General features: G+C 44.2%; 23 protein-coding genes. 10 read left to right on the top strand and 13 right to left on the bottom strand.

The features are described from left to right. The first annotated feature begins 41 nt into the window (after positions 1-41). Entirely contained in the window at positions 42-890 is an 849-nt protein-coding gene (locus AB6E78_RS06525; RefSeq protein WP_372072858.1) for a DUF2806 domain-containing protein, read from the top strand. A gap of 136 nt (positions 891-1,026) precedes the next feature. On the opposite strand, the gene AB6E78_RS06520 is transcribed toward AB6E78_RS06525, so the two are convergent. The 4 genes from AB6E78_RS06520 to AB6E78_RS06505 all read right to left on the bottom strand — a co-directional run bounded on the left by AB6E78_RS06520 (position 1,027) and on the right by AB6E78_RS06505 (position 4,410). Beyond that, the gene (locus tag AB6E78_RS06520; protein ID WP_005377002.1) at positions 1,027-1,317 is read right to left on the bottom strand and encodes a type II toxin-antitoxin system RelE/ParE family toxin; all 291 of its coding nucleotides are present in this window, start codon (positions 1,315-1,317) and stop codon (positions 1,027-1,029) included. Next, a complete protein-coding gene (locus tag AB6E78_RS06515; protein WP_004730320.1) occupies positions 1,307-1,555 on the bottom strand; it encodes a type II toxin-antitoxin system Phd/YefM family antitoxin in 249 nt (82 codons plus the stop codon). Before AB6E78_RS06515 ends, AB6E78_RS06520 begins: the two co-directional genes overlap by 11 nt. 788 nt (positions 1,556-2,343) lie before the next feature. Continuing rightward, positions 2,344-2,742, bottom strand: a complete 399-nt coding sequence (locus tag AB6E78_RS06510) for a hypothetical protein (RefSeq protein ID WP_372133086.1) — start codon at positions 2,740-2,742, stop codon at positions 2,344-2,346. A 96-nt stretch (positions 2,743-2,838) separates the two neighbouring features. After that, positions 2,839-4,410 carry an EAL domain-containing protein gene (locus tag AB6E78_RS06505; protein WP_372133083.1) on the bottom strand — a complete coding sequence of 524 codons (1,572 nt, stop codon included), beginning with the start codon at positions 4,408-4,410 and terminating at the stop codon, positions 2,839-2,841. 341 nt (positions 4,411-4,751) lie between these two features. Here AB6E78_RS06505 and AB6E78_RS06500 point away from each other — a divergent pair, with 341 nt between their 5' ends. The 4 genes from AB6E78_RS06500 to AB6E78_RS06485 all read left to right on the top strand — a co-directional run bounded on the left by AB6E78_RS06500 (position 4,752) and on the right by AB6E78_RS06485 (position 7,561). Continuing rightward, positions 4,752-5,627, top strand: coding sequence for a hypothetical protein (locus AB6E78_RS06500; RefSeq protein WP_372110678.1), 876 nt, complete (start codon positions 4,752-4,754; stop codon positions 5,625-5,627). Then, a complete protein-coding gene (locus AB6E78_RS06495) occupies positions 5,624-6,133 on the top strand; it encodes an NUDIX hydrolase (protein WP_372110681.1) in 510 nt (169 codons plus the stop codon). Before AB6E78_RS06500 ends, AB6E78_RS06495 begins: the two co-directional genes overlap by 4 nt. Positions 6,134-6,191: 58 nt before the next feature. Continuing rightward, positions 6,192-6,602, top strand: a complete 411-nt coding sequence (locus AB6E78_RS06490; protein WP_372133079.1) for a lysozyme inhibitor LprI family protein — start codon at positions 6,192-6,194, stop codon at positions 6,600-6,602. A gap of 167 nt (positions 6,603-6,769) precedes the next feature. Continuing rightward, positions 6,770-7,561 carry a carbon-nitrogen hydrolase family protein gene (locus tag AB6E78_RS06485; RefSeq protein ID WP_372133077.1) on the top strand — a complete coding sequence of 264 codons (792 nt, stop codon included), beginning with the start codon at positions 6,770-6,772 and terminating at the stop codon, positions 7,559-7,561. Between the two features lie 102 nt (positions 7,562-7,663). On the opposite strand, the gene AB6E78_RS06480 is transcribed toward AB6E78_RS06485, so the two are convergent. The 8 genes from AB6E78_RS06480 to AB6E78_RS06445 all read right to left on the bottom strand — a co-directional run bounded on the left by AB6E78_RS06480 (position 7,664) and on the right by AB6E78_RS06445 (position 17,188). After that, entirely contained in the window at positions 7,664-10,123 is a 2,460-nt protein-coding gene (locus tag AB6E78_RS06480) for a CHASE3 domain-containing protein (protein ID WP_372133074.1), read from the bottom strand. Positions 10,124-10,344: 221 nt separating this feature from the next. Next, positions 10,345-11,346, bottom strand: coding sequence for a substrate-binding domain-containing protein (locus AB6E78_RS06475; RefSeq protein WP_372133071.1), 1,002 nt, complete (start codon positions 11,344-11,346; stop codon positions 10,345-10,347). Positions 11,347-11,499: 153 nt separating this feature from the next. Continuing rightward, positions 11,500-12,444 (bottom strand): ribokinase, encoded by a 945-nt coding sequence (rbsK, locus tag AB6E78_RS06470; RefSeq protein WP_017064747.1) that lies wholly within the window; start codon positions 12,442-12,444, stop codon positions 11,500-11,502. 205 nt (positions 12,445-12,649) lie between these two features. Next, positions 12,650-13,528, bottom strand: coding sequence for a ribose ABC transporter substrate-binding protein RbsB (rbsB, locus tag AB6E78_RS06465; protein WP_017060856.1), 879 nt, complete (start codon positions 13,526-13,528; stop codon positions 12,650-12,652). A 149-nt stretch (positions 13,529-13,677) separates the two neighbouring features. Beyond that, positions 13,678-14,664: a ribose ABC transporter permease gene (gene rbsC / locus AB6E78_RS06460; RefSeq protein ID WP_017060855.1), complete on the bottom strand. Its 987-nt coding sequence runs from the start codon at positions 14,662-14,664 to the stop codon at positions 13,678-13,680. Then, a complete protein-coding gene (gene rbsA / locus AB6E78_RS06455) occupies positions 14,661-16,166 on the bottom strand; it encodes a ribose ABC transporter ATP-binding protein RbsA (RefSeq protein ID WP_372133068.1) in 1,506 nt (501 codons plus the stop codon). The genes rbsC and rbsA overlap by 4 nt, the downstream gene beginning before the upstream one ends. 86 nt (positions 16,167-16,252) lie before the next feature. Further along, a complete protein-coding gene (gene rbsD / locus AB6E78_RS06450; RefSeq protein ID WP_105058081.1) occupies positions 16,253-16,672 on the bottom strand; it encodes a D-ribose pyranase in 420 nt (139 codons plus the stop codon). Between the two features lie 201 nt (positions 16,673-16,873). Then, a complete protein-coding gene (locus tag AB6E78_RS06445) occupies positions 16,874-17,188 on the bottom strand; it encodes a transcriptional regulator (RefSeq protein WP_372133065.1) in 315 nt (104 codons plus the stop codon). An 85-nt stretch (positions 17,189-17,273) separates the two neighbouring features. Between AB6E78_RS06445 and AB6E78_RS06440 the strand changes: the two genes are divergently transcribed. Next, positions 17,274-17,786, top strand: a complete 513-nt coding sequence (locus AB6E78_RS06440; RefSeq protein ID WP_372115657.1) for an outer membrane beta-barrel protein — start codon at positions 17,274-17,276, stop codon at positions 17,784-17,786. Positions 17,787-17,901: 115 nt separating this feature from the next. Here the strand turns inward: AB6E78_RS06440 and AB6E78_RS06435 are convergent, their stop codons facing one another. Continuing rightward, the gene (locus tag AB6E78_RS06435) at positions 17,902-18,945 is read right to left on the bottom strand and encodes an endonuclease/exonuclease/phosphatase family protein (protein ID WP_136974999.1); all 1,044 of its coding nucleotides are present in this window, start codon (positions 18,943-18,945) and stop codon (positions 17,902-17,904) included. Between the two features lie 412 nt (positions 18,946-19,357). Here AB6E78_RS06435 and AB6E78_RS06430 point away from each other — a divergent pair, with 412 nt between their 5' ends. From AB6E78_RS06430 to yejF, 4 genes are read left to right on the top strand one after another with little or no spacing between them, the layout of a single operon-like run. After that, on the top strand, positions 19,358-21,253 hold the full coding sequence (locus AB6E78_RS06430; RefSeq protein WP_017068488.1) for an extracellular solute-binding protein: 1,896 nt from the start codon (positions 19,358-19,360) through the stop codon (positions 21,251-21,253). Between the two features lie 12 nt (positions 21,254-21,265). After that, positions 21,266-22,354 (top strand): microcin C ABC transporter permease YejB, encoded by a 1,089-nt coding sequence (locus AB6E78_RS06425; protein WP_004730359.1) that lies wholly within the window; start codon positions 21,266-21,268, stop codon positions 22,352-22,354. 31 nt (positions 22,355-22,385) lie between these two features. Then, positions 22,386-23,408 (top strand): ABC transporter permease, encoded by a 1,023-nt coding sequence (locus tag AB6E78_RS06420; RefSeq protein ID WP_372133062.1) that lies wholly within the window; start codon positions 22,386-22,388, stop codon positions 23,406-23,408. A 9-nt stretch (positions 23,409-23,417) separates the two neighbouring features. Further along, positions 23,418-25,040: a microcin C ABC transporter ATP-binding protein YejF gene (gene yejF, locus AB6E78_RS06415; RefSeq protein ID WP_372133059.1), complete on the top strand. Its 1,623-nt coding sequence runs from the start codon at positions 23,418-23,420 to the stop codon at positions 25,038-25,040. Positions 25,041-25,141: the final 101 nt, after the last annotated feature.

Genomic DNA, 25,141 nt, shown 5'->3' with positions numbered 1-25,141 from the left:
TGTATTGTAAAGATAATTTATGTCATGAAGAGAAGTGAAAGTTGTTAGAGAATTTCAATCCCACAGAACCGGCTACAAAATTGATAGAGAAAGTTTCTAACGCCATAGGCGTGTTATATGAGCCGACTCGAACAATTAGAATGGCAAAAGCAGAAGCGAAGTCAGATAAAATCAGAGCGTTAAGTAAACTTGAGCTTAGTGAAATTGAACAACGGGCTGTTGTTCGAGTTATTAATGAGGAAGCAAAAGCTCAAGAAAATATTGAAAGTATTACTGTTAAGGCAGCAAAAGCTGTTTCTGAAAACTCTCAACCAGAGTCTATTGATGATGATTGGCTTTCGTTTTTCTTTGAGAAATGTAAACGTGTGTCAGATGAAGACATGCAAACATTGTGGGCGAATATTTTAGCCGAAGAAGCCAATAGTCCAAGAAATTTTTCTAAGCGAGCTATCGAGGCTGCGTCACTACTTGATAAAAGAGAAGCTGAACTATTTACTTCACTCTGTCGCTTTTCAGCAGACATCATGACTCCTTATCTGTTTATCTTTGGTGGAAACCATCCTTTCGTAAATCAGGCCGGTATAGACTTCAATGCTCTAATCGAACTTGAGGCAGCAGGTTTGATTAAGTTTAATACAGATAGTGGATTTGCTCTTCAAAACAACGAGCATAACTCGACAATGGTTATCTTGGGGTATTTTGACAAAATAATATCTCTAAACGCTCCTGCTGGAACAAGAGGTATACCATATGGTGGGGTTATGTTTACCGGTGTGGGTAGACAATTGAGAGGGATTTGTAATGCAGAACCACTTCCTGGGTTTGCTGAATATCTTCGAGGTGCTTATTCTGACCTTAGAATCACTGTAACTGAAAACCAACGCTCGTAATCGGCATACAAAGCGTTTAAGGCAGATTCCCAACGCTCGGCATTTTCAGTTTGCTTTGAACTTAGTGTTTACGGCACAGTGGTTTAAGTTTGGTGGTCTGCGTTGCTCACTACTTAACGCAGCGTTGATACCGCAATCAATCATCTAACCTTTTCATAGCTTTACGGTAAACATCGCTACGTTCGCGTTTTCCGACTGCTAAGACGGTTACAATGATGACATCGTCTTCAACTTTGTAGACGAGACGGTAGCCCGATTGGCGCAGCTTAATCTTATACATGTTGTCAGCTCCAGAGAGTTTTGAAGCCGGAACATGCGGGTTATCTAAACGCTCGATTAGCTTTTTCTTAAATTGTTGTTGAAGCGTTGAGCCAAGCTTTTTCCACTCTTTGAGTGCACTCTTTTTAAAGTCGAGTTTATAGGTCATCAATATTTACCGAAATACTCTCTTCAGATTCACGCTCTTTCGCAATAGTTAGTAGTTCAAGATCTTCGAGTCTGTCCATCATCATTTCGTACGCTTCGGCTGGTACGCAATAAAATGCTGGCTCATTTCGGTTCAGTACAGCAACAGGTTCACCGTAAGCACTAGTTGCAACTTTCATAGGGTTAGCTTTCAACTCAGTAATGCTTGCAGCAACATCGGCTAAAATTCTAGTGGTCATGTAATAGGTCTCTTAAGTGGTCTTTGTTTTGGTCATTTTAGCCTCAACCAAGAGGTATAACAAGTTGCTTAAGAATAATTCGCAACGCGTGGCATTTTTACTATGCGTTGGTTTATGTGTTTAAGGTATTATGCGGAGGCTAAGGTATTGGTTTGCTCACACCTTAGCAAGGCGTAAAGTGTCGATATCTTGGGATAATAGTTCTAGATATCTAATTCAGAATAGCTGCGTAAACCTTAATTTAGAGGCTCTTGAACCATGGTATTACTTATAGTTTGGTTGGCTATTTGGGTTTCTTCAGTCAAGCCACTTGCTTCTGTCGCCCGACGAACATACCGCATTAGAGTACAAAGTAGTTCGAATGGTTGGAAAAGTATTTTGTTTTCTATATTGGCTCACCTTACCTTTGTTCAACTATTTAGCTTTCCTGTAGATAGTTGGTTTTACTGGGTACTTCCAGTACTAAATGTTTTGTTTGTTATGCACATGCTCTTGCTCTTGGATTTGGTTCTAGATCGTTATAGTGTGGTTGATACTTCACGTTTTACCCATCGTTCAATTGCACCTTTTTTGGTGTCATGTAGTGCATTTATTGCAATGCTTTTCTACTCAGCTTATCTCAATGATGCAATACTAAGGGGAGTATGTATTGCTGCTCTCTCAATAGGTTTGACAGGGTTTCTAGTAACTTATAGAAATGTAAAATAGGGTCATACAGCTAACAGAGTATTTTAGGTTGATAAGAATCAACCCAACCAAACAGGGCGCCAATAACGGCGCCCTTTGTATTAGTTGGCAACGCTGTAAGTGTCGTAGTCGCGCAGTAAGAAGAGTGCGATACAGGCTGCGAACATTGGCCAAGAGGCAAAGAACAGTAGGTTATTGAACGGGTCCATGTATTTTCCAAAAGAGGAAAAGGTTGAGCCTGCATGAAGGACTAAAATGGCTCCGTAGGTGTACTTTTTCCACATGCCTACAACGAATGCGCCTAAAAATCCGAGCTGTGCGACACCCAGAGCCATCATCGCATTGTTCGAGATGTCGATGCCATAAAAGCCAGACAGTACTTTTGTCGCGTGCTCAGGGACAAGGATCTTATCCAAGCCCCAGAATAAGAAGACGATAAAAATGCCGATTCTCAGCAGTAGTAGGCTAGTCGCCAGTTTGGTTTGAAGTGTCTTTTCCATGATATCCCTTGTGATGCATTCGATGATGCGATGATTTAAATGTTCATCAAAGGAGACCCATAGCCTTCGCGTTTTCTTTCGCAGTTTTTCAGTGGCTTATGTAACAGGAAATGTCTGGTTGGTTTGTTCCTCAACGTTATCGGACTCAAAATGCTGCTGCCTGAGTAAGCTGACAGTCAGGTTTATCGGCATCGGCTTATAAAAATAGAAGCCTTGGATATAGTCGACACCGAGCTTAGATAAGATTTTCACTTGGGATTCATACTCGACACCTTCGACGATGACTTGCATGCCTAAGGAGCGTGATAGTTGAAGCATGGACTCTAGCAAAGGGAGACCAAAGCTGGATTCGTCGGATATGTTTTTCACAAACACGCGATCGATTTTGAGAATGCTGAACGGGAACTGTCTTACGAAATCTAACCCTGCGTAGCCTGTACCAAAATCATCAATCGCGACTCTGACGCCCCTGTTCGATAGCTTGGTTAGGTTGTCTCTAATTTTGACCATGTCGGCATCAGAACATTCACCATATTCGGTTACTTCAAAAACCACCTGCTTGAGGATCTCAGGGTGTCTTTTAAAGATGCTGATCACTTTGTTAGAGAAGTTACTGTTAGACACTACGTTGCGGCTGATGTTGACGCTGATGTACTTTGAGTCGAACACATCTTGATTGCTTTTCAACGTCATTAATACTTTGCGCAGCACGAAGTAGGTGAGCTCCTCAATTAAGCCTAAGCTTTCAGCAAGCGGAATGAAAATAGCCGGGGAGACGTTACCTTCAATTGGGTCGTTCCATCGTAATAGTGACTCACAGCCGACGATCTCATTGGTGTTTTGGTTAACGATAGGCTGCATGTGAACATGAAGGTGTTGGTTTTTTAGCGCACTTGAAAGCGAATATTCTAAGCTGCGTTGGCTCTGCTTTTTATGCTTGATGGAAAGGAGAATAATGGTGGTGATTCCGGCCATCAAAAAGCCAAACCATAAATAACTCAACATGAAGTGAAGATAAAACTGATACCCAATGTATGAGGTGATGGTCAATGGGTAGGTGTTTGATTGTATCCGCACCTTGGCGATTGATGAGTCAATATCGGTAGGGTGGATATCTCTTTTGATCACTTCAACTTTGGCCTGTATTCCATGGCTGCTCAGGTTTGTTTCAACAAGGTCATAGATGAAGTGTGGCGGAATCATCAGGCTCACTCCGGCATCTTCTTTGTTCGAGAAAATGAGCATGATGGACTGAACTTGCGTGATGGCCGAGTTGGAATACGACAGGGTTGTTAAATTCGGGTCGTCATTGAGTCGCTGCCTGATGGTGCTGTATAGGCGAAATGAAACGTCACCATCGGTGGTTGAACAGTAAAATCGGTTCTGTTTATTGAATACCGCTGCTTCTTTTACCCAATCGGCTTCAAAAACGTTTTGTCGAAGCTGTCTAACGATCGCGTCGCAAGACTGTTCAGGTCTAACTTCAGATAAAAAACGGTCGAACCTTGATTGGATCCCTTCTAACCTGGTTTCGACTAACCTTGATGTGTCTTCGGTTAATGTTTGGTAGTGATACGGTGTAAAAGGAATGAGCATTGCCATGGAAAAAAAGAAAGAGATGGCAAAGTAAAATGAAGTCTTGGCAATGTTTTGGTACTTGATATCCATAGTTGGAGAAGCGTTACCGATTTATGTGAGCATTCGATTTAATTTATAAAGTTAGCGTTTAGGTAGCAATATAAATAATTAATAGTGTGAGTGCAGGCACGAATTATTGATATAAATAATATGTTTTCTAGTTTTACCAGCAAAATCTTGATGTTATCTCGTTTTTTCTTGGTGGGGTTGATATGATTTTGAGCAAGTTTTAGCAGGTTAGCTATTGTTGCTTTACTACAATATGCGTCGATGAAAAGGATTTCGAATTGTTATTCAAAGAAAAACTATTGCTCTCAAATTGTGATTCAGTGAGGCAGTTAGACCGTTGTGAGTTACGAAAGAGATTTTTAATGGGAATGACGTTTGGAGATGGTGTAGTGCTGTCCCCGAACACATTGATTGATAACCCATGTTTTGATGAAGTCCTGATGCGGGCAAACCTTGTAAAATACTTAAATGAAGAAGGAGCTGGCAAACTAGTTATTAGAGGGTTTAACTTAGAGAGTAACTTTGAATTGGAGGAATATTTTGAAAATTTACCTGACAATTTCATTTTCTCAAGCTTTGAAGGGAATCCTCTTAAAGGGAGTTTAAGCAATCATCAGTTAGGTATTTTACGTAAGCGCTTGCGAGATACTCAGTTTGCACTCGACAGCATAATCTATCGTTCAGAGAGAGTCGCTTTACAGCAAGATGCTTTACAACATGAGGTATTTCGTCGTATCGACGATGACTCAGCATTGAACCATTATTTTGAGTCTGACGGTGATAGGATTCTATTTAAGAGCATGACCGACAAAGTGTATTCAAGATCAGACTGGTACAGTCAATCGGACATTTACTTCGGTAAAATTAGTTCAATAGAGTCTTTGAGGTTTAAGAGTGAGGTAATTAACCCTGCATACAACTCACTGTTTGCGACTAAGGGAGAAGGCTTTTTGTTAGACGACATAAAAATACTAAATAATGTTCCCGAGAAAATACTTGATGCAGGTGTTGTATACAAATCATTAAAAAATGAAATTGAGTTGATCCAATATCCTTACAAAGCTTTTGAAATAATTTCCACATTGGGCAGTGTAGAGTTGATGCAGCTTATAACTGATGAAGCCATGGGCTACATAGAAGACAAGCTCAAAGACAGTGCAGAGAAGACCATGACAAGACAGAACTGGTTTGGCATGTATCCAAAAATGCAAAAATATATGGGACTTGAAATAAAATGATTGAACAGTATTCAAACCCTTGGTTCAGCGTAGTCAAAGACGGTGTATTCCACTATGTCATAGAGCCAGATTCTGAAAATGGTGCTGTGGTGCTAGTAGAAACTAGTGACTCTTATATTTTTGTCTTGATACCTAGGATTGCTCACGGCAAAGAAAACCAAATTGAAGCCCCAAGAGGTTATGGGAAAGACCAACAGTCCAGCCTTGAAACTTCTATGAGGGAGCTGTTTGAAGAAGCTGGTTATTTAGTTGAGCCATCACAGGTAGAAAAACTTGGCTCTGTTAAACCTAATTCTGCCATTTTAGCTTCTGAAGTCGATATTTATTTAGCACAAGTTAGGGAAGAACAGCGCGTTAAAGAATGTGACAGCGAAGTAAATGGGATTGTGAACGTTGCCAAGTCAGATATTCGAAGGTTGATTTCTCGTGGTGAGATTACGGATGGATTTACATTGAGTGCTTTTGCATTACTTTGGAGCAAGTATCCACTATCTATTGAATCTTGAAATGGTCATTGAGGCTTAATCTTTTCCTATTACTTATGAACATCTCGTATAAACCATTATGAAAAAACTGATATCAGCACTTATAGCGGTGTGCTTCTCATTCTCTGCGTTGGCCGACGAAGGTGTTGTTGATTGCGAGAATGCGATGAATACCATCGAGATCAATCAGTGTGCGGCAATTGAGTTGGAATCTGCACAAGCGGAACTGGATAAATACCTTGCGGTCAGCTTTGAGCACAATGCTTACGATGCTGAGCTGGTGGCGTCAATTAAGAAGGCTCAGGAGAGCTGGCAGGCGTACATGACAGCACATTGTGATTCTGTGTACACCCAATGGCGTGAAGGTTCTATTCGAGGGGTTATGGCGCTTTCCTACAAGATGACGTTAACCAAGCAGCGCACGCATGAGGTGTGGGTGAATTTCTTAACCTATATGGACAGCACGCCTCCCGTTTTACCAGAGCCTTAATTAGCGCCGTAGGCAGGTTTAAAATACGTACAGGACTGTGCACCTGCTTCAACCTTTGGCGGGCGAATAAGAAAGCGATAGGGGATTGCCTTACTCTTTCGTTCTTAGTTCTTAGTCTCTAGCTTGAAGCATTACAGCTTGAAGTTTTACCTAGCAAGGATTCGATTTTGAATAATGTCAGTATCACGCTTATTCAGCTTGAAGTTGAATACAAAAACAAACAAAAGAATATAGATTCGGTCTCTGATCTTTTGCAAGCGGAGCCGTCAGTTGGCGATATTACTTTACTGCCTGAACTGTTCACGACTGGGTATATTTTTAATGAGGCTGAAGAAATTCATGAATTGGCTGAAGACTTCGCCGACAGCAGTACTATTGATTCATTAACGCAGCTTGCAGCGAAGCATCACACCTTGATTGTTGCTGGTATTGCCGAGAAAGATAGCGGCCAATATTACAACAGCGTCGTGGTTGTGGATGCTTCCGGTTTACGACACAAATATAGAAAAATCAGTCAAACCAAATTCGATAAGCAGTATTTCTCGAGAGGGGAGGAACGCCTCTCGTTTGAGCACAAAGGCTTAAAGTTTGGTGTCGCGATTTGCTTTGATATTTGGTTCCCGGAGATCATGAGAGGGTATCAGTCGGTCGACGTTATTCTTCACCCTGCCAACTTCGGTGGGCATCATAGTTTTGCCATTGCTCAAGCGAGAGCCTTGGAGGAAGGGTGTCACATGGTTACTTGTAATCGCCTCGGGCAAGATGTGGTTAATGCGTTTACCGCGACTTATTGTGGTGGAAGCCGAGCCTACTCACCCAAAGGGGAGTTAGTGACTAAACTTAACGACAAGCAATCGGTAGAAACCGTGAGTATTCAAGATCTCTCGATTGCGCCGCAATACAATGGCGTTGATGTTGAAGATGAGATGCAGCAAATCACCGATCTGTTAAACCGCTAAACCGATAGACCGTTAAATCGCTAGAACAGAGACTAGCGCGGTATAAGATCGAAAAACGCAAGGTGATTAAGCCTTGCGTTTTAGCTTGGGAGCGAAGCGTTCTTAAGCTTGATCGTTCATTTGATTCAGATGCTCGACTGAATGGGCGTTTTTCATCCGCTGAGCTTGATGGATATTGACCATAAGGCGATTGAGCAGCTTTTGCAGTCGTTCAATATCCGGCAATTGTTGATTTTTGGCTTCGACTTCTAGTTCCAATGCCTGCTTAGAAAGCATGTTAAGGCCTAAGTTTAGTGACATGCCTTTAATGGAGTGCAGGGTGCGACAAAGTGGCTCCAACTCCTTCGCTAAATAGTATTCGATGACACGGTCAACCGACTGTTCGAACTCAATAATGGTTGAGTCGATGAGTAAGCTGAACCCTTCCGTGTCGTCTTTCAGTATGTGTATCACTTCTGAGTGGCTGATCTCTTCTTCCGTTAACCTCAGCGTTTCAATAGGCTTACGATGAAGCTCGACAATATTTTCATTCTCACTCGAACCTTCGGCTGCGGTTTGTTTCGGTAATCGACTTGAGAACTGTTGTAGGGCGTCGAAGAAACTCTCTTGCTGCAGAGGCTTGGTCAGAATATGGTCGACACCGGCTTGAATGAAGTTGTCATGCGCCTCACGGAATACATCGGCCGTATAAGCGAATATCAAGGTATCGAGTTTCAGCTTTTCGCGGATGTAATTTGTTGTCTCGACCCCGTTCATTTCAGGCATATGATTGTCCATCAAGATAAGGTCATATTGAGTGGTTTTGAGGCGTTCAATTGCTAGTTTTCCGTTCTCTGCATGATCGACATGATGGCCGAGCTTTTCACAAAAGCCCTGTGCAACAATGGCATTAATACGGTTATCTTCCACCAACAGGATACTTAACGAGTCATAACTGAGAGTTTCTGCATCGACTGTATGGGTTGCGATGTCTTTCGCTTTGCTTTCTTGCCATGTGATAGGCAGAGAGACTTGGAATTTTGTGCCAAGCCCAACAGCACTGGTTAATGTGATTTCTCCATTCATGAGGTTGACTAGGTTCTTGACGATTGCGAGGCCAAGCCCTGTTCCGCCAAACTTCCTTGTTGTGGAAGTGTCTGCTTGTTCGAACGAATTGAATACCTGTTCGTGCTTATCTTTCGGGATACCAACTCCGGTGTCTGTCACGGTCAGAATCAGTTGATTGTTGGGGCGATTGAGGTCAGCTTGAATGGACACATGACCCTCTTTGGTGAATTTGGTCGCATTGCCGCCCAAGTTGAACATGATTTGACGTAGCCTTGCACAGTCTCCGACGAGTTGGATGTTTTTCGGTATGTTATTTTCGATCAACAGGCGAATGCCTTTTTCATCGGCTAAGGGTTTTAGAGCGCTGCATACAGGCTGCATGACTTGAACAAAATTAAAGGGTGCCACATCTAGCTCAAGCTTGTTTTCTTCGACTTTTGAGAAGTCGAGAACGTCGTTGAGTATTGTCATCAAGTGGTGACCAGAATCGAGAATGATGTTGATGTTCTCTTTTGTTTCGGGTTCTTGGGTCTGGCTTGCAATGATTTGAGATATTCCAAGAACGCCGTTCATTGGCGTTCTGATCTCGTGGCTCATGGTAGACAGAAAATCGCCCTTAGCTTTTACTGCGGCTTCAGCTTTGGTTCGTTCGGCGATTAGCTCCCGAGTTTTCGCTCTCATTTCACTGTCATTACTGATCAAATTGTCTGTCATTTTTTGAAAGCTTTGTTTGAGATGAGCGATTTCGTCTTGGGTGTTTATATTCGAACTCAATTCCAGAGTTGCAGCACCTTGATCCAAATGGCCAGCGGCAACTTGGTTAGTGGCCTCAAGTAGGGTGTGTAATCTTCGATTAATACGCTTTGACGCCCACGCAGCAACAAGGAGTGATATGAACACGGAAAACAGTGTTCCGAGGATTAATATGTAGCTGGTTTGATTGGCTGAGTTCTCCGATTTTTCGACCCTGGTAATAATAAGTTGTTGTTCAATTTCAATGAATTGAGCAATCTCTTGGCGAATCTCATCAATCAATTTTTTTCCGGTTTGCTGCTGAGTGAGGTCGATGACACTTTGTATTTCAGCTTCGCCTTTATTGACAAGGCTGCGTTGATTGATCTCTTTCTCTCCAGACTGTTTCAGCCATGTTTTATGAATATCATCGATTCTATATAGGCGTTCTACTTGAGGTGGGTTATCACTCACTTGATTCGCAAGGGTTTGGAGTTTTTGAGGCCATACATCAAGAGCTAAATGGTAGGGTTCTAAAAAAACAGGATCACCCGTGATCAAGTAACCACGTTCAGCCGTTTCTATGTCGACTGTTAAGCTGAGAAGTTCTTGAGCCCGAGCGATGGCTTTATGTGTGTGTACAACCCAATTATTGTCTTTTACAACCGTTCGGGTGTTTTCATGGACAGAAAAAGCCACGATAAGCATCAAAGCGATAGGAATCAAAAAGCTGACTAATAGCTTTTTCTGTAGGGATATATTGTCAAACCAACCCGCGATCATAAAACAGCGCTCTCCATGTCGTTGTTATTCACTGTTAGTGTAGATGATCATTAGTCGTTAAGTGCGCAAATAGTTGCTGAGTGCGTAAATACATACTTTAGCGTGTAAGTTTCGCATATTAACGGCATTTTAGGGGCGATTAAGCGGCGTTATTATGTTTCAAAGACAAAAAAGCTAGCTCAATAAGCTAGCTTTCAACGGTGTGATGAGTGTGGCGAGTATTAAAGCGCTTTTACGCTGCTTCGTTCAACAAGAGTAGGTTCAAGTTCAACGACTTGCGGATAAGCATCTGGAGTTTGTAATCTACTCAAAAGCGTATCCACTGCGGTTTTACCTAAACGATGTTTTGGCTGGTGGACAGTGCTTAACGCGGGTGTCATGTACTTCGACAGGTGGATGTCATCGTAGCCAATGATAGACAGATCATTCGGAATCGATGTGCCATCTTGCGCCGCAGCGTGAATCACGCCCATCGCCATCATATCGTTACTGACGAACAAGGCAGACGGCATTTGACCACGAGTTTTCAATGTCTGATAAGAGTCAAAACCACCGTCACATTCAAAGTTGGATTCAACAATCCACTTAGGGTTGATCTCTAAATTGGCTTCTTCCATTGCTTGCTTGAAGCCTTGATAACGAGACGAAGCTTGATTACGGTGCAGTGGGCCAGTGATACAACCAATTTGAGAATGACCGTTATCTATCAAGTGCTTAGTTGCCATGTAGCCACCTTGGTGCGAGTTGTCTTGGATCTTATCGCTCGCAAACAACATAGGGCCCCAATCCATGACTACAACAGGCAGTTCTGGGTAGCGCTCGAATACATCGATATGTTCGCCTTCAAGGGTAGAACACATTAGCATCAGGCCATCGACTCGCTTTTGCAGCAAGGTATCGATAGAGGATTTCATGCGTTCGCTATCGCCTTCGGTGTTACACAAGATAAGGTTGTAGCCTTTTTCGTAGCAACGACGTTCCACACCTTTTACCACTTCGCCAAAGAATGGGTTGGTGGATGTGGTCACTAGCATTCCCAAGGTTTTGGTTTGCTTCATTTTCAAGCTGCGAGCTAATGCAGACGGCGCATAGTTGAGTTCTTTAGCCGCACTGTTAACACGCTCAGCAATCTCTTCACTGACAAAACGTGACTTGTTGATCACGTGGCTCACGGTAGACGTTGAAACCTTTGCAACCCGAGCGATGTCTTTCATTGTTGCCATATAAAATCCTTGTGGGAATCACTTTTCCACGTTGGGCGATATTCTGCCTGAAAACAGGGGCTTATGCTTGATATTTGTTGTTGCCGAATTTGAAGGCTTACATCCGTTAACTACGGTTTAGCTCAGGAGTTAACCCTTCAAATAGGTATCAAGCTAAGCCGACAGTTGTTCTGCCAAAAACGCATCGGTTTCAGCACGGCTTGGAATCGACGTTTGAGCGCCAAAGCGAGTCACTGAAATGGCAGCGGCAGCGTGAGCAAACTTAATCGCGCGTTCTAATGGCATGTCTTCAAGCAAGCCTGTGACTAATGCGCCATTGAAAGTATCACCAGCAGCGGTTGTGTCCGTAGCTTCAACGCGGAAGCCTGCGATTAATTCACCTTCGCTAGCTTCATTACCTTGACCACGATGACTCACCCAAACGCCTTTCGCGCCTAGCGTGATCATTACCGTTTCGATGCCTTTAGCATGCAGAGCCAACGCAGCCTGATGAGCAGACGCGTTGTCCGTCACGGTAATGCCTGTCAGCACTTCTGCTTCAGTTTCGTTCGGTGTAATCACGTCAACACAAGCAAGCAGTGAATCCGATAATGGACGAGCAGGAGCCGGGTTTAGAATGACTTGCGTGCCACTCTCTTTTGCTACTTTCGCAGCGTATTCAATGCCTTCAATTGGCGTTTCAAGCTGAGTCAGCAAGTATTTAGCGCCGCGAATCTTCTCTAGATGTGGTTCGATTTGGTCGCAAGTCAGCTTGTCATTAGCTTCTGCAGAAAGACAGATGCTGTTTTCACCCGTTGCGGATACTTGGATCATCGCGATGCCAGTTGGCGTGTTGTCTGCCACGATAACACCGTCGATGTTGATGCCGTCTTTAGCGAAGTCTTGACGAATGTTGATGCCGAATGGGTCGTCACCGACACAGGCGATGAAGCCGATATCTGCGTTTAATCGCGCAGCAGCGACTGCTTGGTTTGCGCCTTTACCGCCAGGGATGACCTGATAGTTACCGCCAATCAAGGTTTCACCCGGACGAGGGAACGAAGGAACTTGCAGTACGTGGTCAGCGTTAACGCTACCTAAAACAATCAGTTGAGTCATGATACGAGCCTTATGATATATCGTATTTGAAAATGCATGGGTCTTTCTCATGGTGTTGATTACTCGCCTTGTTAGCGGCTTATGAGAAACAGCGATGCACTGTCGGGTTTAGTTTTTATGTTAAGTCAGTGATCTAATGGGCTGATGAGTTAAGCAAAGCAGGGGATAGGGGACCCCTGCTTTATATCGCGTTACCTAGTAACTATTACTTAGCGATGATTTTTAGAGGTACTGGTACGTACTCGTCTACTGTTTCGCCTTTCAGTACTTTGTCTGCCATTTCGATACCTAGAGAACCGATTAGGTCAGGTTGTTGTGCAACTGTAGCGCCTAGTAGGCCGCGGTTAACAGCAGCGATGCCGTCGTCTGTGCCATCAAAGCCAACGATCATCACTTCTTTACCTGACGCTTGAACTGCGCGAAGTGCACCTAGTGCCATTTCATCGTTTTGAGCAAATACTGCTTGTACATCTGGGTTAGCAGCAAGCAAGTTTTCCATTACGTTCAGACCTTTAGTACGGTCGAAATCAGCAGGTTGGCTTGCAAGAAGCTCAAGGTCGCTGCCGTTTACTGCATTCATGAAGCCTTCACCACGTTCACGAGCTGCAGAAGTACCAGCAATACCTTCAAGTTGGATTACTTTCGCTTTTTCGCCCACTTTTTCCATGATGAAGTGACCTGCCATTTCACCACCGATTACGTTATCAGAAGCGATGTGGCTTACTACGTCACCACGGCTTGCACCACGGTCTAGTGTTAGTACTGGGATGTTTGAACGGTTAGCCATGCGAATTGCGTTAGACACGGCGTCTGAATCTGTTGGGTTGATCAGGATTGCCTTAACACCACGAATGGTTAGATCTTCAATGTTCGACAGCTCTTTGCTTGGGTCGTTTTGAGAATCCAGAACGATAAGCTTGTAGCCTAGCTCTTCAGCTTTCGCTTCTGCGCCATCTTTCATGGTTACAAAGAATGGGTTGTTCAATGTAGACAGAACGATTGCCATTGTATCTTGCGCCTGTGCAGACACAGATACTGTTGTAGAAAGAAGAGCAGCAGAAATAAGAGTCGCTAATTTTTTCATGGTGTAAGTCCTTTGTGTAGGGGGAGCTAAGAGGTGAGTCCTAGCTCGTTGTTACATTATTTATAGATTCTAATATTTTAAGGTAAAACAAACTGTTACTTTTATTAAACTAGAGTGTTACTTGTATTAACCTAGAGTGTGAATAGGTTTTATTTGTTTTTGTTGTCGACCAATACTGCCAAAAGAATAACCACTGCTTTTGCAATCATCTGGTAGTAAGAAGATACGTCTAGTAGGTTTAGGGCGTTGTTTAGGAAGCCGATAATCAGAGCACCAATCAATGTGCCCATGATACGGCCACGACCGCCAGCTAAGCTTGTCCCGCCAAGAACTACGGCTGCGATAGCGTCTAGCTCATAACCCATACCTGCGGTTGGTTGAGCAGATGACAAACGCGATGCCACGATGATGCCTGCCACTGCAGCTAGCAGACCACAGATTGCGTAAACACCGATTTTTACTTTGTCTACGTCGATGCCTGATAGGCGAGTTGCTGATTCGTTGCCACCCAGTGCGTAAACGTAGCGACCAAAGCGTGTGTGGTTAAGTAGGTACCATACTGCTGCGAATACCACGACCATGATCCATACTGGAACCGGTACACCCATTGCGTAGCCAGTACCGAACCAAGCGAATGCGTCTGCTGTGTCTGTGAAGCCTGTTGAAATAGGACGACCATCTGTGTAAACCATGGTTACGCCGCGAAGTAGTGTCATGGTGACAAGCGTTGCGATGAAGGCTTGAACCTTACCCTTAGCGATAATCACACCACTAATCGCACCTAATGCTGCACCTGCTACAAGAGCGGTTGGTACTGCGATCATCACAGGGATTTCCATGCCAATCATGCTGGCTGCGAACGCACCACAAAGCGCCAGTACAGAACCAACACTCAAGTCGATACCCGCGGTTAAGATAACCAGCGTCATACCTACAGCGATAATTGCGTTAACCGAGGTTTGGCGCAGAATGTTTAGGATGTTGTCGACAGTAAAGAAGTTCGGGTTTAAGAAAGAAACGACAACAATCAGGAAGAGCAAAGCAATCAATGACTTTTGATCAATCAGCCACTCTTTGCTGATTAACGGTTTTTTCTTTGGAGCTTCAGTTGTTTTGCTCATGGTTTTAGTACTCATGCTGCGTCCTCGTTGATCTTTTTACCGACCGCACACGCCAGTAATAATTCTTGGTTTGCTTCTTTAGCATCAAATTCACCGCTTACACGGCCTTCATGCATCACCATGATGCGGTCACTCATTCCTAACACTTCTGGCATTTCAGATGAGACTAAAATGATGCTCATGCCGTCGGCTTTAAATTTATTAATGAGTTGGTAAATCTCTTTCTTAGCACCGACATCGACACCGCGCGTTGGCTCGTCGAGAATCAATACTTTTGGTTTGGTCATCAGGCCTTTAGCGATAGCGACTTTCTGCTGGTTACCACCAGAAAGGTTGCCAATGATTTGCTCGCGAGTAGGGGTCTTGATGTTGAATAGCTTGATGAAGTCATCGACTGCGATCACTTCGTCTTTGTGTTGGATTTGACCGTTTTTGGTCAGTAGGTCCAGTGAACAAAGAGACATGTTCTCTTTCACTGAAAGCCCAAGCACTAAGCCGTCACCTTTACGGTCTTCAGAGATGTAAGCGATGCCATTAGCAAGGCCATCTTTAGGGCTCACAGGGTTGATGGTTTTATTTTCTAAATTGATAACGCCGCGCTCACTTGGAAGGGCACCGTAAATCACTTTCATCAATTCCGTACGACCAGCACCCATTAGCCCTGATACACCTAAGATTTCACCGCGCTTTAGGGTAAAGCTAACGTCATGAACACCAGAACCCGTTAAACCAATCACTTCCAAGCAAGTTTCACCGTGGCTTGGGGCGATGCGAGGGTATTGTTCGTCGAGCTTACGACCAACCATCATTTCGATAAGGCCGTCTTCGTCAGTATCTTTTACTTCGCACTGACCAATGAACTTGCCGTCACGAAGTACAGTGATGTCGTCACAGATCTCGAAGATCTCTTTCAAGCGGTGAGAAATGTAAACAATGCCGCAGCCTTCATCACGTAGCTCGTTGATTACCTTGAACAGAGACTCGGTTTCAGTATCGGTTAGGGCATCTGTTGGTTCATCCATGATGATGACCTTAGATTCAAACGATAGGGCTTTCGCAATCTCTACCATTTGTTGTTCGCCTAGGCTCAGTTCGCCAAGTGGTGTTTTTGAGCTGTGTTTTACGTTCAGGCGTTTCAGTAGCTTGTCGGCTTCTTGGTACATCTCGTTCCACAAGATTCGACCCATGGTGCCGGTGATTTCACGACCTAAGAAGATGTTCTCGGCGATGGTCAGCTCTGGGATCAGGTTCAGTTCTTGGTGAATGATACTGATACCAGCTTGTTGAGAGTCACGAGGCCCTTTGAATGCAGCTGGCTTACCTTGGTAGGCGATAGTGCCACCATCCAAGTGATAAATACCTGTCAGCACTTTCATGAGGGTTGATTTGCCTGCACCGTTTTCGCCCATTAACGCCATTACGCGTCCTGGGTAAACGTTGAGGCTTGCCTTGTCTAATGCTTTCACACCAGGGAAGGCTTTCTCAATTGAGCTAAGTTCTAAAATGGCTTGAGTCATGTCGGTTCCTTTACTCGGGGCCAGTTGTATTTGGTTATTCTGTCTTTCAGCTATCACAGCTGGGCTGTCGTTATGTTTCGCTTGAGCTAAAACGTTACGCCAGCTTGGAAAATGACATTCGCGTAAGGTGTGCATTCACCAGTACGAATCACAGCGCGGCTTTCATGAGTGCGCTGTTTAAATTCTTCATGAGTGATGTAAGTAATCGCAATTTCTTTACCACAACGCGCTTCTTCTGTTTTGATTTGATCAATCAGCGCTGCATGATGTTCTGGGCTTACTTTTGCAAATTCTTCTGCGATAACCACACCTTCAATTTGAGACTCATCAAGCATGGTTTTGACGGTTTGAGCAAAGCTTGGCACACCGTGAGTTAAAGCAAGGTCGATACGAGATACATGATCTGGAATCGGCAGCCCTGCATCACAAATCGTAATTTCGTCTGTGTGGCCAAGAGTCGCCACTAAGTAGGAGAGTTCAGAGTTTATTAGAGTACTTTTTTTCATATCACGACCTATCGAAAAAACACGTTTGATGGGATGAGAAACAACTCAAGAAAAGCCATCGAAACGTTTCGATAGTGATAATAGTGTGTGATTTATCATTTGCACCTTTCACCTTCTTAGAGTGTGATAATGATCATCGAAACGTTTCGATGGGGCGTTTTTTGGTGATCTTAGTCACCGCCATTGATTGCATAAATCCTTTTACGTGGGTTCAATCGATAGCGCATATCCGAACTTAGTAATGGTAATGATCTGGACGTTGGATGCTCTTAATCGCGCGAACACATTGCGTAGGTTATAGACTACGTTTGCAAGAACATGTGGTGACGAGAGTTGTCCGTCCCAACACACATCAACAATATGCTCTCTTGAAATCGGTCTTCCCACATTTTCCAATAACAAGCAGAGCACTGCTAATAGGCGAGGGCGCAAAGTGATTTTGTTTCCTTGCTGGTTGGTAATCGTTCGAGCGTCGATATCAATGATTAAGCCGTTGAAGTCTATTGTGTGGTTCATCGTGTTTTCTGTTCGTCTTATTCTAAATTGTGGAGATTGAGCAAATTGGCCTGCTGTTGGAGCGGGTAATTATTTAAGTGTGCTAATGGTCGAAGTGGGCGGGTTAACTGACACGATCAGTGAGCCTATTACTTTTAAAGCCGAAGACAATACTTACCGATTAATTGCTGGTTACAAATTTAACCGCATTGTTTCGGTTGAAGCTCAATACACAGATTTTGGTGATATCGCCCTGAAAACGAAATCTGGTAATAAGGTTTTCACTTGGACACCTCAAATCTTTTCGGTAACGGCGAACCTCGGTTACACGTTTGATAATGGCATTCGTCCATTTGGCACTATCGGTCTGTCGACTATTGATCTAGACATGAAGCTTGCTGATGGCTCTCGCCCTTCAGGAGATGGTTTTGATGATTCGGGAGATGGCATCCGTATGGGTGTTGGTGTTGGATATACGCCACCTACAATGTCTTCGTTGAGCTTTCGCTTAGCGTACGAAGCCGATGCTTTTGATATCGAAGATTACGAAAACGGACACAAGACAGAAGATACTGTTGTTCTGGATTCTTTCTACTTAGACGCAATGTACACATTCTAAGTTTCATACTTTGCTAAACGGTAAATCGGTTTCTAAATGGGGCGTCGGTTAGCTCAACCCGTTTAGCTAAAGTGGAAGGCCGCAGTTTTTGACTGCGGCTTTTTTATGTTTAACTCTAGGCTTCACGAATATGAGCGGTAACAGACACGATGGCATGGTCCGTACTGAATTGGTCGTGTTCAAAGCTTGGATTGGTGAGGTGATGGTCTAACACTGTGTAGCTAGAGATCTCCATCAAACTAGACGAGTTCTGACAATCAAACTCGTTCGACATCAAAATGTAGTCCAGTACAGACCCAGATGCGCCGTAGTAATGGGTTGGCTTACGCTGTTCAAGCAAATCTTCTTCATGTAGCTGATGGTAAAGATCCCAGCTGTCTTTTAATCGAAAGTGGGATAGCCAATGCTTGCTGTTTTCGTCTCGGTTGATTGAGTAACTCAACAGCCCTTTAAACTCATCATTAAATAGAGGCTTATTAAAATCACCCATCAACACAACAGGTTGATCGGTTTGGTAGCGTTGGTTGGTGATGTATTGATGCAGCATCTGAGCTTCTAGGCCGCGTTGGGCACTGGATAGCCAAGAGCCAAGCCGTTCTTGGTGAAAACGAGTGAGCGTGTCACTTTGTGGTTTTGCACCTTGCTGAGCGTTGTTCGTATCGACAGATTCTGCTTTTGGCTCTGTCGGACGTTGTGATTTGAAGTGCACCACATAACAGTCGGTTGAACCTAAATGGGGTAACGTAATCGTCGCGTGAACAGGTGTTCTGTTGAATGAGAATTTGTCGCCAAGGTTGAATGCTGTCAGTAACGTCGAATCTGGCGTAACAGGCTGAACGTTTTCAATAGGGTAACGGGAAGCAATACCAACGACAGGTGAGGTGTATAGGTAATCATCTTCAACGTGTGCGCTATCGACCACTGCAAAGTATGGATAACCTAGCTCGTTCATCAATTGCTCTAAAGACTGCGGGCTAAATATCTCTTGGAAGCCAATCACATCGCAATCTAATGAACGAATCGCTTCAGCCATCCAATGTTGCTTCTTCTGCCATTCTTCGAAGCTGTAGATGTTCTCAAAATCATAATAAGCATTCGGTGGCTCGAGATAGTTCAGAAGGTTGAACGTTGCGAATGTTATTTGGTTTGGTTTGTTCAAAGTGTCATTCCATTTAGACCTAGGCAGCAAGGATACTCCAGTAAAAGTATAGTTTGTTGATTATTTAGAGCCTAAATTTCACTTTAGAAGCCAACCAAAGGAATCTTAGCCGTTGAGGCTTGTGTCATTCAGGCTAGAGCAATCTTAGTGCTTCTGCCTTCCCCCGTGCTTTCCAACGCCACCAAGCTAATCAACTCAATCAAAGGAACCAAAGCAATCAAAGCTCACTGCATCCAATAACTTCGAGTGGTGACGAGTAATTTGTAAATAAACCGTCAGAGATAGAGTGCTGATGGTTTTATTAGTTATTACATGATGTTAGATTTGAACCTATACTTGATTTAGCGGCATGCATTCAAAGCCGATAAATCAACTTGAATATAGAATTCATGACATTTGAAGGGAGAGTCAAATGGGAACAGTTTTTCGACGCAAAGCCTCGCAACGCACTCAGTTTTTCAGGTTTAATTTGAAGTCATGTGCAATCATGTTGCCGCTTATTGCTTTACAACCCTCCGTTACTTACGCTTCTGAAACCCAATCAACTCCTGCTGTCACCGTTATTGAAACCACACAACTGGTTGGTTTTGGTGAAGCAAAATATCCAGCCGATTTCACTCACTTCGATTACGTTAATCCTGATGCGCCAAAGCAGGGCAAAGTGACCTATGGCAGCATAGGTACGTACGATAGCTTTAATCGATTCGGTTCCCGCGGCGTTGCTGCAAGTTATACCGGAGAGATTTACGATACCTTGATGTTTTCTCCGAGTGACGAGATTGATGCGTACTATCCATTGATCGCTTCAAAGGTTCGCTACTCCAGTGATTTCACTTGGATGGAAATCGACATCAACCCAAATGCTAAATTCCAAGATGGCGAGCCTATCACTGCGCATGATGTTGCCTTTACTTTTGACAAGTTCTCAACCGAGGGCGTGCCTCAGTATCGTGTGTATTACAAAGAGATTAAGTCAGTAAAAGCGGTCTCTGATTTGGTTGTTCGTATTGAAATGAACAGTCCAAACCGCGAAAAACTGTTTAGCTTCGCGCAAAGCACTCGTGTATTGCCGAAACATTTCTGGAAAGACAGAAAGCTGTCTGAGCCTCTAAGTGAGCCACCAGTCGGTAGTGGTCCTTATAAGATCATCAGCTACAAATCAGGCCAAAGTGTTACCTATGGTCTAGATGAAAACTACTGGGCAGCAGACCTACCAGTTAACGTTGGCCGCAATAACTTCAAGCAGGTGCAATACGATTACTACCGTGACGACACGGTAATGTTGGAAGCGTTCAAAGCAGGGGAGTTCGATCTTCGAACCGAGAATTCGGCTAAGTTCTGGGCTAACTCTTATACGGGCGCGAACTTCGATAAAGGCTACATCATTAAAGAAGAGATCAACCACGAGAAGCCTGAAACGACTCAAGGTTTCGTCTTCAACATTCAATCACCTGTGTTCTCGGATCCTAAAGTGCGTGAAGCGTTAACCTATGCGATGGACTTTGAGTGGATGAACAAGAACATGTTCTATGGTCAGTACAAACGTACTCGCAGCTACTTCCAAAACACAGACTATGAAGCGAAAGGCTTACCAAGCGAAGCGGAAGTCGAGTTGTTGTCTCAATACAAAGATCAGATTCCACCGCGAGTTTTCACCGAAGAATTCCAACCACCCGTCACCGATGGTAGCGGTCGTATTCGTAGCCAAATGCGTACCGCTTTCAAATTGTTGAAAGAAGCGGGTTGGGTGCTGAAAGACAAAGTCATGACCAACGAAAAGACTGGCAAGCCGATGTCATTTGAGTTGTTGATTTACAGCCCAACCACGGAACGTATCGCAACGCCGGTTCAAAAGAACCTTAAGCGCATGGGTATTGAGATGAAGATCCGTACCATCGATACCACTCAATACATCAAGCGCTTGCGTGATCGTGATTTCGACATGGTTTCGTCGTCATTTTCCGCAAACCCTTATCCTAGCCCGAACTTAATGATCGTTTGGAACTCTAACTACATTGATTCTACTTACAATACTGCAGGTGTTATCGATCCAGTGGTTGACGCGTTAACAGAAGAAATTGCGCGTAACCAACAGCACCCTGAAAAGCTGCTTACGCTAGGTCGTTCACTTGACCGTGTATTGCAGTGGAATTTCTACAACATCCCGCAATGGCACGTCGGTGAATACCGCGTAGCAATGTGGGATAAGTTTGAGCGTCCAGATGTATTGCCTAAATACGATTTAGGTATCGATACATGGTGGATTTCAGAAGAGAAGGCGGCTTTGCTTCCTGAAAAACGTCGCTAGGAGTTAGTTAGCATGGCCGCGTATATATTTCGACGTTTATTGTTGGTGATCCCCACGCTGTGGGCGATCATCACCATCAACTTTTTCATCATCCAGATTGCCCCTGGAGGTCCGGTAGAACAAGCCGTTGCTCAATTAGAAGGGCATAACTCTGGCATCATGGAGCGCTTTTCTGGTGGTGGACAAGAAGTTGATTTAAGCGAAAGTGACCAAGCATCTGCCAGTGGCTATAAAGGCTCTCGCGGGCTTGATCCTGAAGTGGTAGAAGAGATCAAAAAGCAGTTTGGTTTTGATAAGCCGATTCATGTTCGCTACTTCGACATGTTGAAAAATTACGCGACCTTTAACTTCGGTGAAAGCCTGTTTAAAGGCGGCAACGTTATTGATTTGATCATCGAGCGACTGCCGGTTTCCATCTCCTTAGGGTTATGGAGTACGTTAATCATCTACGTGATCTCGATACCCTTGGGCATCATGAAGGCGATACATCACGGTTCTCGGTTTGATATTTGGTCGAGTGCGGTGGTGATTGTTGGCTATGCCGTTCCAGGCTTCTTGTTTGCGATTATCCTGATTATTTTGTTCGCGAGTGGTAACTACTTCAGTTGGTTCCCATTGCGTGGGCTCGTGTCGAGTAACTTCGACCAACTCAACTGGTATCAGCAAATTGGCGACTATTTCTGGCACTTAGCTTTGCCTATTTTTGCGATGGTCATCGGTGGCTTTGCAACACTCAGCATGCTGACCAAAAACTCCTTCCTTGATGAAATTAATAAGCAATATGTGGTGACCGCGCGCGCGAAAGGCTTGGACGAGAGCAGTATTCTCTACAAGCACGTTTTCCGTAACGCCATGCTGATCATTATTGCCGGTTTCCCGAGCGCATTTATTAGTATTTTCTTCACGGGTTCTATGTTGATTGAAGTGATGTTTTCACTCGAAGGCATCGGTCTGCTTGGCTTTGAGTCGACTATTCAGCGAGATTACCCAGTGGTGTTTAGTTCTCTCTATATCATGACCTTGCTTGGCTTGGTGCTGAGCATTATCTCCGACCTGACTTATACCTGGGTTGATCCTCGAATTGATTTTGAAGCGCGTTAATGGCGAACGAATAACAAGGTATTGATAATAAATGTTTAACAACCCTTTAGCTGAAGCTCGTTGGTTACGTTTTAAAGCAAACAAGCGTGGTTTTATCTCCCTTTGGATATTTACCATTTTGTTTGGATTGAGCCTGTTTGCTGAGATCATCGCCAACGATAAGCCACTCTTGGTTTCTTATGATAATCAGTGGTTTGTACCTGTTGTCAATGAGTACGCCGAGACCGAATTTGGTGGTGAGTTTGAAACCGAAGCCGACTACAAAGATCCTTATGTTATCGAACTGATTGAAGACAACGGTTACATCGTGTGGCCAATCATTCCTTTTAGCTACGATACGATAAACTTCGATATTTCAGGCGCGGTGCCATCGGAGCCAGATTCAGTGAACTGGCTAGGAACCGATGATAAAGGGCGTGATGTATTAGCCCGCATCATTTATGGCTTCCGTATTTCCGTTCTATTTGGTTTTATTCTGACCATTGTATCGAGCGTGATTGGTGTCGTGGTTGGCGCAACACAAGGCTACTACGGTGGCTGGGTTGATCTATTCGGACAACGCTTCATTGAAGTCTGGTCTGGTATGCCGACCCTGTTCTTGCTGATTATTTTGTCGAGTTTTATTGAGCCGAATTTCTGGTGGTTGCTCGGGATTATGGTGCTGTTTAGTTGGATGAGTTTAGTCGGCATCGTGCGAGCGGAATTTTTACGCTGCCGAAACTTCGATTATGTGCGAGCCGCGCAAGCCATGGGTGTTGATGACAAACGTATTATGCTTCGTCACATGTTACCTAACGCGATGGTTGCATCGTTAACCATGATGCCGTTTATTCTTTCAGGCTCGGTGACCACACTGACTTCGTTAGACTTCTTGGGCTTTGGTCTTCCTGCGGGTTCGCCTTCGTTAGGCGAGTTGTTGGCGCAAGGTAAAGCTAACTTACAAGCGCCTTGGCTTGGCATTTCTGCCTTCGTCGTGCTTTCACTGATGCTTACGTTACTGGTCTTCGTTGGTGAAGCGGTGCGTGATGCTTTCGACCCGCATCAACAGAAGTAAGGATAGGTTATGACTTCAAATACAACGCCTGCTTCTCCGGTTTTGACCATAGATAAACTGTCTGTCGGTTTCGGGCGAAAAAACTCGATAGAGCAAGTGACACAAGATGTCTCTTTAGAAATATACAAAGGTGAGACACTTGCTCTGGTAGGAGAGAGTGGTTCAGGCAAATCGGTTACCGCTAATTCAGTATTGAAACTGCTGCCTAAAGGCTCGTCACATTACTTAAACGGTAAGATTAACTTCTCTGGCACCGATATTCTGAGTTGTTCTGAAAGACAACTGCGCGGGATTCGTGGTGGTCGCATCGGCATGATCTTTCAAGAGCCCATGGTGTCGCTGAATCCGCTTCATAGAGTCGGAAAACAGCTTGTTGAAACCCTCGCGATTCACCGAGGTATGAGAACCAACAAAGCGCAAGCCTTAGCGATAGAGTGGCTATCCAAGGTTGGCATTCGCTATCCTGAGCAAAAGATTTCAGCCTATCCGCACGAGCTATCTGGTGGAGAACGCCAACGCGTGATGATCGCAATGGCATTGATCAACGAACCTGAGCTGCTTATCGCTGATGAACCGACAACCGCATTGGATGTATCGGTACAAGCGCAGATCCTCGACCTTCTAAAAGACCTGCAACAAGAGCTCGGTATGGCGATGCTTTTTATCACTCATGACTTAAGTATCGTTCGTAAGATTGCCGACAGAGTAGCGGTAATGAAAGATGGTCGCTTGGTTGAAAGTAACGACTGTCATACCCTGTTTAACGCGCCTGCTCACCCTTACACTCAAAAACTTATTAACTCTGATCCGAAAGGTTTGCCCGTTCCTGTGTCACCCGAAAGCAAACCGCTACTCGATGTAAATCAACTTCGTGTTTGGTTCCCGATCACGGGCGGTTTATTCAAGCGCACCATTTCTCATGTTAAAGCTGTGACCGACATGGAGTTCACTTTGAAGAAAGGGCACTCAATCGGTTTGGTTGGCGAAAGTGGTTCTGGTAAATCGACGACCGGTATGGCGATACTTAAGCTGGTAGATAGTGAAGGGTCAATCACCTACTCGAGTGAACAGCTTCAAGGTTTAGATCGAAAACAGATGCTTCCGTTTAGAAGCCGTATGCAAGTAGTCTTTCAAGACCCGTTTTCTGCGCTAAACCCGAGAATGTCGGTCGCTCAGGTGATTGGCGAAGGTTTGTTAGTGCATCAACAATTGGATGAGCACGAACTCGACCAACGCATCTGTGACGTAATGAAAGAGGTTGACCTCGATCCTGAAACGCGTCACCGTTACCCAAATGAGTTTTCTGGCGGTCAAAGGCAGCGTATTGCGATTGCTCGTGCTTTGATTTTAAAGCCAGAGTTTATCCTGCTCGATGAACCAACATCGTCATTGGACAGAACCGTTCAAGCTCAAGTATTGGATTTGCTGAAGTCACTTCAAGAAAAGTATGGCCTGACCTATTTGTTTATCAGTCATGATCTGAATGTCGTGAAATCCTTGTGTCATTACACCATCGTCATGAAAGCTGGCGAGGTAATAGAGAAGGGCGACACTGAGACTTTGTTTGGTAATCCGCAGCATGAATATACTAAGCAGTTGGTGAGTCTTTCGAATGTTGGTGGTGTTTTATAACGCAGAGGGTTTGTTTAAAACAAATGGGCTCTGGTTGAATTCAACATGGTCATTTCGTTGTTTTAAGATTACACTGCGCCCAATATTTCAGAAGTACATAT

Source organism: Vibrio sp. 10N.247.310.98, from assembly GCF_041467395.1.
Lineage (GTDB): Bacteria > Pseudomonadota > Gammaproteobacteria > Enterobacterales > Vibrionaceae > Vibrio > Vibrio crassostreae_C.
Note: the sequence above shows the minus strand (reverse complement) of the source record. Positions and strands in the feature narration are given on the sequence as shown.